This window comes from Enterobacter cloacae complex sp. 277I4 (assembly GCF_050031465.1).
In the GTDB taxonomy this organism is placed as follows: Bacteria; Pseudomonadota; Gammaproteobacteria; order Enterobacterales; family Enterobacteriaceae; genus Enterobacter; species Enterobacter cloacae.
Window position 1 is genome coordinate 175,827 of record NZ_JBLGWC010000001.1, and the last position, 13,059, is coordinate 188,885.

Below are 13,059 nucleotides of genomic sequence, written 5' to 3' on the forward strand. Positions count from 1 at the left end.
TGTCGTAAACACCACTCCCGGCTGGCGATAAAATCACCAGCCGGTACTACCCTTGTTGTACACCAACAGCAAGGAGACGGTCATGACAAACAATCCTCCCTCTTCACGCATTCAGCCAGGCGAGTACGGTTTCCCTCTCAAGCTAAAACCCCGTTATGACAACTTTATTGGCGGCGACTGGGTGGCACCCGTCGACGGCGAATACTATTCCAACCTGACCCCCGTCACCGGCCAGCCGCTGTGCGAGATAGCCAGCTCAGGCAAGCGCGATATCGATCTGGCGCTGGATGCGGCGCATAAAGCCAAAGATAAATGGGGACAGACTTCCGTGCAGGACAGGGCGGCGATCCTGTTCAAAATTGCCGACCGGATGGAGCAAAATCTTGAGCTGCTGGCGACGGCAGAAACTTGGGATAACGGCAAGCCGATCCGTGAAACGATGGCGGCGGATGTGCCGCTGGCGATTGATCACTTCCGCTATTTTGCCTCCTGTATTCGTGCTCAGGAGGGGGGAATCAGTGAAGTCGATAGCGACACCGTGGCGTATCACTTCCACGAGCCGCTGGGCGTGGTGGGGCAGATTATCCCGTGGAACTTCCCGCTGCTGATGGCGAGCTGGAAAATGGCGCCCGCGCTGGCGGCCGGGAACTGCATTGTGCTGAAACCGGCCCGCTTAACGCCGCTTTCAGTACTGCTGCTGATGGACATTATCGGTGACCTGCTGCCCCCGGGTGTGATTAACGTGGTCAACGGGGCCGGGGGGGAGATTGGGGAATATCTGGCAACCTCAAAACGCATCGCCAAAGTGGCGTTTACCGGCTCGACGGAAGTGGGCCAGCAGATCATGCAGTACGCCACCCAGAACATCATTCCGGTGACGCTGGAGCTGGGCGGAAAATCCCCGAACATCTTCTTCGAGGACGTGATGGCGGAAGAGGACGCCTTCTTCGATAAAGCGCTGGAAGGGTTTGCGCTGTTTGCCTTTAACCAGGGCGAAGTCTGCACCTGCCCAAGCCGCGCGCTGGTGCAGGAGTCCATCTATGAGCGCTTTATGGAACGGGCCATTCGCCGCGTGGAGTCGATCCGCAGCGGTAACCCGCTAGATAACGTGACGCAGATGGGCGCGCAGGTGTCGCATGGACAGCTGGAAACCATCCTTAATTACATTGATATCGGCAAAAAAGAAGGGGCGGATGTCCTGACCGGTGGACGCCGTAAAGTGCTCGGCGGCGATCTGCAGGAAGGGTATTACCTTGAGCCGACCATACTGTCTGGCAAAAACAACATGCGCGTTTTCCAGGAGGAAATTTTTGGACCGGTGCTGGCCGTGACCACCTTCAAAACGATGGAGGAGGCGCTGGAGATTGCCAACGATACGCCGTATGGCCTGGGGGCAGGCGTCTGGAGCCGCAACGGCAATCTGGCGTATAAAATGGGCCGGGGGATCCAGGCCGGACGCGTATGGACCAACTGTTATCACGCCTATCCGGCGCACGCGGCCTTTGGGGGCTATAAGCAGTCAGGCATCGGGCGTGAAACGCACAAGATGATGCTGGAGCATTATCAGCAGACGAAATGCCTGCTGGTCAGCTACTCCGATAAACCGCTGGGGCTGTTCTAGTCATCCAGCTCAGGCCGTCCGTGGGCGGCCTGAGCTATTTGCTGGCGAAGATTATTCAGGACGCCATCCAGAACATATTGCACGCGCCATGGCTGGTATTCACGCTTGCGGAAGATGGCCGTCAGATCCAGCCACCACTCTTCCTGATGCGGGAAGCAGGGAACAAGTGAACCGTTTTTTAACTCTTTTCTCAGGCTCTCTTTCGGCGCAAAGACGATACCGAGATTATTCCTCGCCAGCTCCAGGGCAGTTTGCGTATTGTCGCAAATATAATTCCCGGTAACCCGGTAATCCTGTACATCATCACTGCCATGAACGCGGAACCGCCAGATGTTAGCATCATCCACCAGCATGGAGTCGATTAGAATACAGGAGTGATGAATTAAATCTTCCGGGCCGTTTAACGGGTGCTGATTTAAATACTCTTCGGTCGCGAAGGCGGTAACGGAATATTGGGTTAATACACTTGCGACCAGACTTTCATCTTTCGGCTGAGCATAGGTAATTAAAATATCGCAGTCATCCGGAAAGGTCACCCCCTCAGAAAATTCATTGCGATCCAGATTGTATGTTTTCAGCGAAATACGAATATCGCCAATATCTTTTATCTGGTGGATCACATGACGAGAGAGATAGGTCACGATGCCTGTCGGGGCGTAAATCGTCACCTTTCCACGCTTTTCATGCTTATAATCGGCAATAAAATTAATAAGCTGACTATTTTTATCCAGCGTGGCGTTCACGTAAGGAAGCAAGGCCTCACCAAACTGCGTTAGCGCAAGCTGACGGGTGGTACGCTCAAAGACCTTGAGACCGACTCGTGTTTCAAAATCAGAGAGATATTTACTGACGTTGGCCTGTGCCATGCCCAGCAGGGCGGCGGCGTCGCCAATGCTGTGGGTAGCGGCGATGACGGAAATTATTTTTAATTCACGGGGTTTTAGTTGTAATTTATTCATCATGCCCACCCATCTATATGATTTTATATATAATATTATATAAACAGCGGCGTTGCATACGCAAATTTGTAACCATTATTATTCGCCTCGCTTGTTTGGCGTTTAAATGGATTACATGGAATGACTATTAAAAACAATTTACTCATCGCTGCCACGTTATTTGCGACCTCATCCGCAATGGCCGGTGACTTTTCACTTGGCGCGGGGGCTGTATTTAATGAGTCACCTTATAAAGGGTATAATGAAAATACCACCGCGGTTCCGTTAATTAGCTATGAAGGTGACCGATTCTATGTGCGCCAGACCACAGGTGGATGGATCCTGTGGAAAGACGAAAAAAATGAATTTAGCCTGACCGCGTCGTGGATGCCGCTGCATTTTGATCCCGACGATAACGACGACCCTCAGATGAAACATCTGGATGAGCGTAAAGCGTCTGCTTTCCTGGGTGGCGCCTATTACCGCCATGAAAACTGGGGCTCGCTGAAAGTGGCCGTTTCCGGCGATGCGATGGATGAAAGCGGTGGCGTAGTCGGTGAGATTTCCTACTTCCGCCCCATCCGCATGGAACGCCTCACGCTGACGCCATCTGTGGGCATTTTCTACAGTGACGAGAGCTATAACGACTACTACTACGGGGTTTCCGGCAGCGAGTCTCGCCGCTCAGGTCTCAATGAATACGCCGCCGGTGACAGCTGGACGCCATACGTGGGTCTGGCGGCAAAATATCAGTTAACCCAGAACCTGTTCCTTAACGCCAGCGCGGTTTATACCGTATTGCCTGACGACGTGAAGAACAGCCCGATGATCGACCGCGACGACAGCTTCGCGCTGATGACCGGGCTGAGCTGGCGCTTCTGATGCTGTAAAGCCGGGTGGCGGTATTACTCCCTCTCCCGTGGGAGAGGGTTGGGGTGAGGGCATCAGGCCGCAGAGATTCAGTCCTCATCCACCCAAATGCGCATTTCCCCTTCTCCCCGGTTAGCCCAGCTAAACCACGGAATAAAGGTCAACGTTTTGGGTTGACGTCGCACCGCAGGACGGTCGTATTGCCATAACGCCTCCGATCCCGCTTCTGCGGCGTCATGCGTGACACCTTCCGCCTGAATCAGCATCTTATGAGCGAAAATTCCTTTACCCTCGAAAACCCGGAATTCACTGTTGGCAGGCAGGGCAAGATTATGCAGGTTGGCGCCGTTGTCGGCTTCTTCCAGGCAGTAGACCAGCGGACCGCGCTGCAGCGCGACCTTTCCGGCCTGCTGACGAACCTGTGGGTGACCGTACACGCGGCGGACCGGCATCGGTAAGGTTAGCGTGAGCGTATCGCCCTCCTGCCAGCGACGGGTGAGGCGAAGATAGCCCCGTGATACCTCGCCCGTCATGCCTTCTCCGTTCAGCGACACGTGAGGATTTGCGCACCAGTCCGGTAGTCGCAGGGCCAGGGTATGCGCCACCGGTACGGGCGAGGCGATCTCAATGTTGACCTCTTCCTGCCACGGATAATTACCGCTGATCCGCAGCTTAAGCGTCTCATCGCCCACCGGGATGGTGACCTCATTCCCTACGTAGAGATTAATGAAAAGCGCATCCGGGCGAACGGTGTAAATGTAATGCCCCAGCGACGTCAGCACGCGGGCGATATTCGGCGGGCAACAGGCGCAGCCGAACCAGCGCTGACGAACCGGTTTGACGTGGTCATAGATGTGGTTAAAGGCCAGCGTCCTGGGGTGCACTTCCAGCGGGTTAACATAGAAGAAATGCTTACCGTCCAGCGCCATGCCGCCCAGCACCGTGTTGTACAGGGCGCGCTCCATCACGTCGGCGTAGCGGCTATCCGCTTCCATCTCCAGCATCCGACGGGCAAACATCATCAGGCCAATCGAGGCGCAGCTTTCGGCATACACCGTATCGTTGGGCAGATCGTAATCGCTGCTGAAGGCTTCACCGCTACTTTGCGAACCAATCCCGCCGGTAATGTACAACTGGCGCTGCGCCATGTTGTTCCACAGGCGTAAGCAGTCCTGACGTTTTGCGTCGTCTTTGCTCAGACGAGCCAGGTGTGCCATACCCGCCATCAGGTAGACAAAACGCACCGCATGGCCAATCGCTGTTTGTTGTTCAGCAAGCGGTTGATGCGCCTGGCTGTAAGCTTTGTCCTTGACCATCCATGCCGGGCCGTAGGTGTGCCAGTACGATGTTCTGCCGCGCTTCTCGTATTCGATATCATAGAAGTGAGGCTGCGTACCGCGCGCCTCGATGAAGTATTTCACCAGGTTCAGGTAGCGTGGCTCCTCAGTAACGTCGTACAGCCGCATCAGCGCCAGCTCGATTTCCGGGTGGCCCGGATAGCCGTGAAGCTGGCCTTCCCGGGGGCCGAAAACGGTGTCGATATGATCTGCCAGTTTGCACACCACCTCCAGCAGTCGGCGTTTTCCGGTGCCCTGAAAATACGCCACGCCAGCTTCGATCATATGCCCCGCGCAGTAAAGCTCGTGGCACTCGGCAAGATTTGTCCAGCGTTCGTCAGGCGCTTTGACGGTGAAGTACGTATTGAGATACCCATCTTCACACTGCGCCGCGGCGATCAGTTCAATCACCTCATCGGCGGTTTTTTCCAGTTCAGCATCGGGTTTCTGACACAGCGACCACGCCACGGCTTCCAGCCATTTCGCCACGTCACTGTCCTGAAATACCATGCCGTAGAACTCACCTTCTTCAAGACCTGCCGCAATGCGGAAGTTGGTGATGGCATGACTGGGCTCGGCTTCTGCCACGCGATCGTTGAGCGCATCCCACTGATAGGGGATGACCACATCACGCACCAGCCGCTGATACTGGCCAAGAAACGGATCGTTGATTTTCAGGTTATGCAGGTCGGCTTCCATTATGGACATCACGTTCTCCTCAGGACGGTACATGACGCTGGCGCAAATCGGTGGCAATGCGCGACATCATCGGATTGTTGAGTCTGCACCAGCGGATTGAGACCGCCAGCAGCAGGTGGAAAAGGGCAGGGAGCAGCGTCTCCATGGCGGTAATGCCCTGCAGCGAGGCGGGCGTCTGGTTACCCGCTCCCGGCTGATAGGCGACGGCGATAAACACCAGGCTGATGATCCCGGCGCTGGAGGCCCACGCCAGCTTGATGAAAAACAGGTTGAAGGCGAAGTTCATGCCCGACGATCGCACGCCGGTCTTCCACTCGCCGTAGTCGTCGGCAAAAGCCATCAGCGAGAAGTGCAGCGGCAGGGTAAAGCCCAGGATGACGCCGTTACTCAGAATTACGATCAGCCAGAGCGTCTGATGCGCCGGGCCGCCGGGCAGGAACCACATGCCAGCCGCGATCGCGGCGAGCACCAGGTTGGTGTAGTAGTAGAGTTTGACCGTATCAATACGGCGAGAGAGGGGGCTGACGATCACCGCCCCGAGGATCGCTGCGAAGGTCACCATGGTGAAAAACAGCGAGGTGTAGGCGGTGCTGCCCTGAAGCACATAGGTGATGAAGTACATGTATCCGCCACCACGGATATTGAAGACGTTGATCAGCAAAAACGACATCACCAGCATCAGCAGCAGCTGGTCATTTTTACGCAGCCCTGCCAGGTGTTCGCGCAGGGTGAATTTACCCATCAGCGCCAGTGGGACGCGTTCACGGACCCAGAAGAAGCAGCAGAGAAACATCACCACGGCGAGGGTGCACAGGACGCCAACCCCCAGCTGATAACCCCGGGCGGCGTTGCCTTGCCCCAGCGCTGCCACCAGCCACGGCAGGCCGACGGAGACCAAAAATCCCGCAACGCCGCACAGCACAAAGCGCCATGACTGGCAGGAAATGACCTCGCTGTGGCGGGTGGTCATGGTGTTGATCAGCGCGCAGTAGGGCACGTTGATGGCGGTATAGCCGACGGACAGCAGCAGGTAGGTGCCGAATGCCCACGCAATTTTCACGCCCATGCTGGCTTCAGGTACGGTGAAGGTCAGCACGCCGATGATGCCAATAGGGAATGCCACCCACAGCTGCCAGGGACGAAAGCGCCCCCATCGGCTTTGGGTGCGGTCGGCAATCACGCCCATGACAGGGTCAGAAATCGCGTCAAATACGCGCAGGGCAATAAACAGCGTGCCGACAAGCGCCGGGGTCAGGCCAAAAATATCGGTATAGAAAAAGGTCAGGAAATTCATTATCAGACAGGTAATGACCGTGCCGCCCGCGTCGCCCAGGCCGTAGCCAATTTTTTCGCGAACGGACAAACGTTCTTCTCTCACCCGTTGTGCAACGTCAGACTCGGTAATCGGTGTGGAAGTCATGAGATAACTCCTCGGTAATCGATTTTTATCGTATTTGTGCAAGGTACCTCATTCATTCTGCACTGAACGCAAAGGGCAACAAGGGAAGGGAAAAGTATAAAAAGATGACGATTCCGACCTGATGAAGAAAGTGTGAGTTTGATCGGGCAGCTATAACGTTAATTGTTAATAATCAATGGATAAGTCAATTAAATGCGGCAATAAAAGCGGAATGGTGAATATCCATGCTCGAATTATCCATAGCGCTTCCGATTAAAGTGCAAAACGGCGGATTGTTTATTTCGCGGGGCGTGGGTCGCCACCCGGCGCGTAAATTAACGTCGTGGGAAATCATTTTCGTCGAAAAGGGGACATTAACGATCCAGGAGGAGAACCGTCTTTTTGAGGTGAAGGCGGGGGAGAGTTTATTGCTCTGGCCGAAGCGGCGGCATGTGGGTACAGAAGATTTTCCGGCCGATCTGCGATTCTACTGGCTGCATTTTGAGGTGAAACCTGGGCCTTCCGCTTTGCCGGAGGCTTCTCCGCTGACCATTGAACAACATTGCTGCGTGAGGGATGTCCCGTCGGTGATTGCGCTTTTTCGCCAGTTCCTCAGCGAGCAGGAAAAATTACAGCGCAGCGTAGCGCTGGAAATGCTTTTACTACTGATTTTGCAGCAAATATCCCTCTCAGCAGGGTATGAGGACCGCCCCGATGAGGCCGGTGCAGCTCTGGCCTGGAAGGCAAAACAGCTTATTCGCACGCAGTTTCATTTACCGCTCTCCACCTCGCTGCTGGCAAAATCTCTGCACTGTAATGCCGATTACCTCGGGCGCGTGTTTCGTCGGACATTTCATTTAACCCTGACGGAGGCGATTCATCGCCAGCGCGTCAGGGCGGCAGAAAAAATGCTGCTGAATGACTCAGCGTCATTAACGGAAGTGGCCACCCGCTGCGGTTTTAACGACGTGGGGTATTTCCGGCAGATATTTTCGAAGCATACCGGGTTAACGCCCGCCGTCTGGAAACGGCGGTACTGTAAAGAACACATTAATTCCGGTTGATCACTGCCCGTAATAGGCATGCGCACCGTGCTTGCGCAGATAATGTTTGTCGAGCAGTTCCTGCTGCATAACCGGAAGCTGCGGCGCAAGCTGGCGCGAAAACAGGCCCATGTACGCGCACTCTTCCAGCACCACGGCGTTGTGTACCGCATCGGCGGCATCTTTACCCCATGCGAACGGTCCGTGGGAGTGCACCAGCACTGCCGGGATCTGCATGGGGCTGATGTCGCGCTCTTCAAAGGTTTTGATGATCACTTCACCGGTCTGATACTCGTAGTCTCCTGCGATCTCCGCCGTGGTCATCCGCCGCGTGCAGGGGATCGCGCCGTAGAAGTAGTCCGCGTGCGTCGTGCCCCATGCGGGCAGATCCTGACCTGCCTGAGACCAAATGGTGGCATGGCGGGAATGGGTATGGACGATGCCGCCAATCTCCGGGTAGCGACGGTACAGCGCAAGATGGGTAGGCGTGTCTGACGACGGTTTCATGCTGCCCTCGACCACCTCACCGGTGGCGATATTCACCACCACCATATCCTCCGCCGTCATCACGTCATACTCCACGCCGGACGGTTTGATCACCATCAGACCGCTGTCGCGATCCACCGCGCTGACGTTACCCCAGGTGAAGGTCACCAGCTGGTGGGCGGGCAGTGCCAGGTTGGCTGCCAGCACCTCGGCTTTGAGTTGTTCTAACATGTCATGCCTCCTTCCTGCATACGGGCTTCAATCCAGCGGCGCGCCTGGATAATCTCCAGCACCGGCTCTTTTGCTTTTTCGGTCCACATTTCAATCAGAAACGCGCCGCGGTAGTTCAGCTTATTGAGGGTATTAAACACGCCAACGAAATCGACGCAGCCCTCGCCAAACGGCACGTCGCGGAACTGTCCTGGGCTTTGTGCCGTGACGGGCTGGGTATCTTTCAGGTGAATTGCCGCGATGCGGTCAATGCCCAGCGTCAGTTCGGCGGCCACATCGTTACCCCACGCGCTGAGGTTGCCGACATCCGGGTAAACGCTAAACCACGGCGAGGCCAGCATCTCGTCCCACTTTTTCCATTTGCTGATGGAGTTCATAAACGCGGTGTCCATGATCTCAACGGCCACCATCACCTGCGCGGCGGCGGCCTGCTCGACTGCCCATGCCAGCCCTTCGGCGAAGCGTTGCCGGGTGCCTTCATCATGCTCTTCGTAATACACGTCATACCCGGCCAGCTGGATGGTGCGAATACCCAAATCACGCGCCAGTTTAATGGCGCTGGACATGATCTCCCGGGCGCGGGCGCGCACGGTTTCATCCCGGCTGCCAAACGGGAAGCGGCGGTGGGCAGACAGGCACATGGAGGGGATCGACACACCGGTCTCCAGCATCGCTTCCACCAGCGATGCACGCTGTGTGGTGCTCCACGCCAGGCGCGACAGGCGTTCGTCCGTTTCATCTACCGACATTTCAACAAAATCAAAGCCACAGCTTTTTGCCAGCACCAGGCGCTCCGGCCAGGTGAGGGATTTCGGCAGCGCTTTTTCGTAAATACCTAATGGATGCTGACGCATGATTACGCTCCCCAGATGTCGCGGATTTGCGAATGGAAGGCCTCGGCCACCTGCGGTGGATTGGCAGCGCCTGCCAGTGCGCGACCGGCGATAAAGGCTTTGACGTTGATCTGCTTAAACAGCGGCAGGTCGGCCGGGGTGATGCCGCCGGTGACGGACAGCTGCAAACCAATGTCGGAGAGCGCTTTCATTCGGGCGAGATCTGCCTCACCCCACTGCTGGCCGCTGGCCTGCGCGTCGCGTCCCCGGTGGTAGATGGCCTGCTTCACGCCGATGCGGTGCCAGGCGCGGGCATCATCCAGCGTCCAGTTGCCAAACAGCTCCATCTGAATTTCCCCACCGCAGCGCAGCGCCACCGCGTGACCTTTTTCAACCGTGGCCAGCGGCGCGGCGCAGATGATGGTCATCCAGTTCGCGCCTGCGCCAAACGCCTGCTCTGCCAGCGTTTCTCCGGCGTCGGCCACCTTCCAGTCCGCCACGAGGGTTTTCCCTGGACACTGCTCGCGTAACGCACGCACGGCGTTAAGCCCTTCGGTCAGACATAAAATGGTGCCCGCTTCGATAATATCGACGTGATCGGAAAGCCTGGCGACATCGCGCTGGGCAGCCTGAAGTGAGGTGTGGTCGAGCGCCAGCTGCAGTAATGGTCGGCTCATAGGTCGTGCTCCTTAACACGGGCGTGATAACCCTGTAGTGCTGAAATCAGTAACTGGTAGCGCTGATACTTGCGCTGATAGGCCGCATGGGCGTGCATGTCGGGTTCAATGACCCGAATGTCGTGTCTGAGCGCGTGCTGCGCTGCGTAAAAATCGGGATAAACGCCGGTGCCGACCAGGGCGGCCAGCGCCGCGCCGGAACAGCCAGTCTCTTCCACCTGCGGGAGCGCAATTGCCAGACCGCTGACATCCGCCAGCATCTGCATCCATACGTCAGAGTGGGTCGGGCCGCCGGTGACGCGCAGTGCCTGTACGTCGGTAAAGCGTTCGAGCATGCGGTTTAGATGGGTCATATGGCTGAACACCACGCCTTCGTAAACTGCCTGTAAAAGATGCGCGCGAGTATGCAGCGCCTGCATGCCGTAGAAACCGCTCGTCATCTCCAGCCCGGCGTTGCTGCCATAGAGAAACGGCAGAAATAACAGATCGCTTTCGGCTTTCGGCAGGCTGGCCACGGCGCGGTTGATCTCACTGAAAGACATTTCTCCCCACTGGGCGGTCAACCACTCAAGGTTGCCGGAAGAGGTGGGGCTGGCTTCGTGGACGATGTACTGCTGCGGGTGGACGTAACGCCCATAGACATAGGGATGCGGTTCGTTGTCCCGAAGCGCATTGGCAATCCCGCTGGTGACGGCCCAGGTGCCCATGACGGAGTTCAGCGTATGTTCGTCGTGCAGTCCGGCACAGATCGCGGTGGAAACCACATCAAACAGCCCACCAACGACGGGGGTTCCCGTCGCGAGACCGGTAAGTGCGGCAGCCTGAGCGGTGATTTCCCCGCAGATTTCTGCTGAACCGACAACGGGTGGCAGAGCGTTGTCGATTTCACTGATACCCAGCCAGCGCGTGAGCTGCGGATCGTACTGGCCGGTGTTCATGTTGTAGAGATTGGATTCAGAGATGTTGCTCTCTTCGCAGCCTTTTACGCCGGTGAGGCACCAGCGCAGGTAGTCGTGCGCCATCATCACGCAGCCAATCTGCTGATAGCGCTGTGGTTCATTCTCTTTGACCCAGCGTAGAAGAGAGGCCGGATGCCCGGTCCAGAGCGTCTGTCGCGTGTGCGGATAGAGCTTTTCGGGAATACCGTCCTGCTGCCAGCGCTGCACGATGTCCAGTGCCCGACGGTCTGAGGAGAGCATCGCATTGCCCAGGGGACGATCCTGTTTATCGAGAAGAAATAGCCCCTTGCCCTGCGCTGAAATGCCCACGCCTTTGATCTGCTCGCCGCTAACCCGGGCGTTGTTGAGCAGAAGAGCGACGGTGGTGTGACACTGCTGCCACAGCTGGTTCATGTCCCGCTCCGCATAGCCTGCTCGCGGGCTGAGCGTGGCAATCGTGCGGCGTTCAATACAGACCTCTTTGCCCTCGCGGGTGTATAAACCGGCTTTCAGATAAGTACCGCCACAATCGATACCCAGCCAGAAGGGTTCTTTTTCACTCATCTTTGACTCTCTCGTCTTGCTTCCTCTCCCTTTGGGAGAGGGCGGGGGTTCTCGTCTTGCTCCCTCTCCCTGTGGGAGAGGGCTGGGGTGAGGGCATCAGGCCGCACGCTTATGCGGATTCACCGTAGGGTTAGGCTCCGCACCGGCATCGCACTTCGCCGGTAGCAGCAGGGCCAGCAGAGAGGCCAGTGCCAGTGACACCGCCAGGCAGTAAACGCCCGCATCTTTGCTGTACAAGGTGATCAGCACGCCGACCGCATAAGGGCCACAGAACCCGCCGAGGTTACCCAGGGCGTTAATTACCCCCCGCGCGCCGCCTGCCATCTCCGCGCTGAACAGGCGTGCCGGAATGGTCCAGAACACGCCCGCCGCCGACTGCAGGAAGAACCCACACCCCACCAGTGCGGCGTAGGCCAGCCAGGTATGCTCTTTCAGCGCCACGGAGAGGAACATGCAGAGCGCAAAACCAATCAGCGGCAGGGAGACAAACAGCTTGCGCTTACCGGTACGGTCAGAGAGCGAAGAGAAGAGGAACATACCCGCAATGGCCCCGATATAAGGCAGGATCGCGAGCACGCCTACCTGGCCGATGCTGGTGTGCGTGAGCTCTTTGAGAATGGTGGGTAGCCAGAGGGTGTAACCGTAAATGCCGGTCTGGTAGAAGAAGTTCAGGGCAATCAGCTGCCACATGGTTTTGTCGGACAGCACCGCGCTCAGCGAGGCGTTTTTCACCTCTTTACCGGCAATGGCCTGCTGTTCTGCGGCCAGGGTTTTGACCAGATAGTTTTTTTCCGCTTCAGAAATCCAGCGTGCTTCCTGCGGGCGGTCGTACACCGTGAAGGCCCACAGCACCAGTACAACGATGGACATCAGCCCTTCAATGATGAACAGCCAGCGCCAGTCGAGTGCGGTAATAATCCAGCCCGACAGGGGCGCGGTGATGATCCCGGCAATGGGGACGAACATAATTACAATCGCATTGGCACGACCGCGTTCGGCGTCAGGGAACCAGTTACTGATCATCGTCAGCACAACCGGCAGCATCCCGCCTTCTGCTACCCCGAGTAAGAAACGCAGCACCAGCAGTTGATACTGGCTGGTGACGAGCCCGGTCAGGACCGAAATCACCGCCCAGGCGACCAGCGACCAGCCGATAAATTTCTTCCCGCTGCCATGAACGGCAATCTTGCCGCCAGGCACCTGCAAAAACAGATAGCCAATAAAGAAGATCCCACCCGCCAGGCCTGCCATGGTGGCAGAAATACCTAACTCTTCATCCATACCGCCGGGCATGGCAAAAGCAATATTCACACGGTCCATATAAGAAATAATGCAGGCGATAAGAATCGGGGGAATAATTCTTAGCCAGCGCTGGCGCGGAATGTCCGCATGTAGAGCTTGAGTAGACGTATTCATATTTAAT

General features: G+C 56.7%; 11 protein-coding genes. 3 read left to right on the forward strand and 8 right to left on the reverse strand.

Features of this window, described 5'->3' with window-relative positions; translation table 11 throughout:
- Positions 1-82 precede the first annotated feature (82 nt).
- Positions 83-1,621, forward strand: a complete 1,539-nt coding sequence (exaC, locus tag ACQG19_RS00855) for an acetaldehyde dehydrogenase ExaC (RefSeq protein WP_020686520.1) — start codon at positions 83-85, stop codon at positions 1,619-1,621.
- Here exaC and ACQG19_RS00860 read toward each other — a convergent pair.
- Positions 1,618-2,583 (reverse strand): LysR family transcriptional regulator, encoded by a 966-nt coding sequence (locus tag ACQG19_RS00860; RefSeq protein WP_061771396.1) that lies wholly within the window; start codon positions 2,581-2,583, stop codon positions 1,618-1,620. The genes exaC and ACQG19_RS00860 overlap by 4 nt on opposite strands.
- Positions 2,584-2,700: 117 nt before the next feature.
- On the opposite strand from ACQG19_RS00860, the gene ACQG19_RS00865 reads away from it, so the two are divergent.
- Positions 2,701-3,441: a MipA/OmpV family protein gene (locus tag ACQG19_RS00865; protein ID WP_013094942.1), complete on the forward strand. Its 741-nt coding sequence runs from the start codon at positions 2,701-2,703 to the stop codon at positions 3,439-3,441.
- 77 nt (positions 3,442-3,518) lie between these two features.
- On the opposite strand, the gene ACQG19_RS00870 is transcribed toward ACQG19_RS00865, so the two are convergent.
- Positions 3,519-5,474, reverse strand: coding sequence for a glycoside hydrolase family 127 protein (locus ACQG19_RS00870; RefSeq protein ID WP_102752350.1), 1,956 nt, complete (start codon positions 5,472-5,474; stop codon positions 3,519-3,521).
- 10 nt (positions 5,475-5,484) lie between these two features.
- A complete protein-coding gene (locus tag ACQG19_RS00875) occupies positions 5,485-6,885 on the reverse strand; it encodes an MFS transporter (protein WP_020686524.1) in 1,401 nt (466 codons plus the stop codon).
- A gap of 224 nt (positions 6,886-7,109) precedes the next feature.
- Here ACQG19_RS00875 and ACQG19_RS00880 point away from each other — a divergent pair, with 224 nt between their 5' ends.
- Entirely contained in the window at positions 7,110-7,928 is an 819-nt protein-coding gene (locus tag ACQG19_RS00880; protein WP_020686525.1) for a helix-turn-helix domain-containing protein, read from the forward strand.
- On the opposite strand, the gene araD is transcribed toward ACQG19_RS00880, so the two are convergent.
- From araD to ACQG19_RS00905, 5 genes are all read right to left on the reverse strand, one after another.
- Positions 7,929-8,624, reverse strand: coding sequence for an L-ribulose-5-phosphate 4-epimerase (gene araD / locus ACQG19_RS00885; RefSeq protein ID WP_048972676.1), 696 nt, complete (start codon positions 8,622-8,624; stop codon positions 7,929-7,931).
- Complete coding sequence (locus tag ACQG19_RS00890; RefSeq protein ID WP_020686527.1) at positions 8,618-9,478, reverse strand: L-ribulose-5-phosphate 3-epimerase; 861 nt, start codon at positions 9,476-9,478, stop codon at positions 8,618-8,620. Before ACQG19_RS00890 ends, araD begins: the two co-directional genes overlap by 7 nt.
- A gap of 2 nt (positions 9,479-9,480) precedes the next feature.
- Positions 9,481-10,134 carry a 3-keto-L-gulonate-6-phosphate decarboxylase UlaD gene (gene ulaD, locus ACQG19_RS00895; RefSeq protein ID WP_038418390.1) on the reverse strand — a complete coding sequence of 218 codons (654 nt, stop codon included), beginning with the start codon at positions 10,132-10,134 and terminating at the stop codon, positions 9,481-9,483.
- Positions 10,131-11,636, reverse strand: a complete 1,506-nt coding sequence (locus ACQG19_RS00900) for an FGGY-family carbohydrate kinase (RefSeq protein WP_246932252.1) — start codon at positions 11,634-11,636, stop codon at positions 10,131-10,133. The genes ulaD and ACQG19_RS00900 overlap by 4 nt, the downstream gene beginning before the upstream one ends.
- 96 nt (positions 11,637-11,732) lie before the next feature.
- Positions 11,733-13,052, reverse strand: coding sequence for an MFS transporter (locus ACQG19_RS00905; RefSeq protein ID WP_029881926.1), 1,320 nt, complete (start codon positions 13,050-13,052; stop codon positions 11,733-11,735).
- Positions 13,053-13,059 lie beyond the last annotated feature (7 nt).

Bases quoted from the DNA above. Each gene is read 5' to 3' on its own strand.
- araD (WP_048972676.1), bottom strand. From the start codon at position 8,624: ATGTTAGAACAACTCAAAGCCGAGGTGCTGGCAGCCAACCTGGCACTG.
- ACQG19_RS00865 (WP_013094942.1), top strand. From the start codon at position 2,701: ATGACTATTAAAAACAATTTACTCATCGCTGCCACGTTATTTGCGACC.
- ACQG19_RS00900 (WP_246932252.1), bottom strand. From the start codon at position 11,636: ATGAGTGAAAAAGAACCCTTCTGGCTGGGTATCGATTGTGGCGGTACT.
- ACQG19_RS00890 (WP_020686527.1), bottom strand. From the start codon at position 9,478: ATGCGTCAGCATCCATTAGGTATTTACGAAAAAGCGCTGCCGAAATCC.
- ACQG19_RS00880 (WP_020686525.1), top strand. From the start codon at position 7,110: ATGCTCGAATTATCCATAGCGCTTCCGATTAAAGTGCAAAACGGCGGA.
- exaC (WP_020686520.1), top strand. From the start codon at position 83: ATGACAAACAATCCTCCCTCTTCACGCATTCAGCCAGGCGAGTACGGT.
- ACQG19_RS00905 (WP_029881926.1), bottom strand. From the start codon at position 13,052: ATGAATACGTCTACTCAAGCTCTACATGCGGACATTCCGCGCCAGCGC.
- ACQG19_RS00870 (WP_102752350.1), bottom strand. From the start codon at position 5,474: ATGTCCATAATGGAAGCCGACCTGCATAACCTGAAAATCAACGATCCG.
- ulaD (WP_038418390.1), bottom strand. From the start codon at position 10,134: ATGAGCCGACCATTACTGCAGCTGGCGCTCGACCACACCTCACTTCAG.
- ACQG19_RS00875 (WP_020686524.1), bottom strand. From the start codon at position 6,885: ATGACTTCCACACCGATTACCGAGTCTGACGTTGCACAACGGGTGAGA.
- ACQG19_RS00860 (WP_061771396.1), bottom strand. From the start codon at position 2,583: ATGATGAATAAATTACAACTAAAACCCCGTGAATTAAAAATAATTTCC.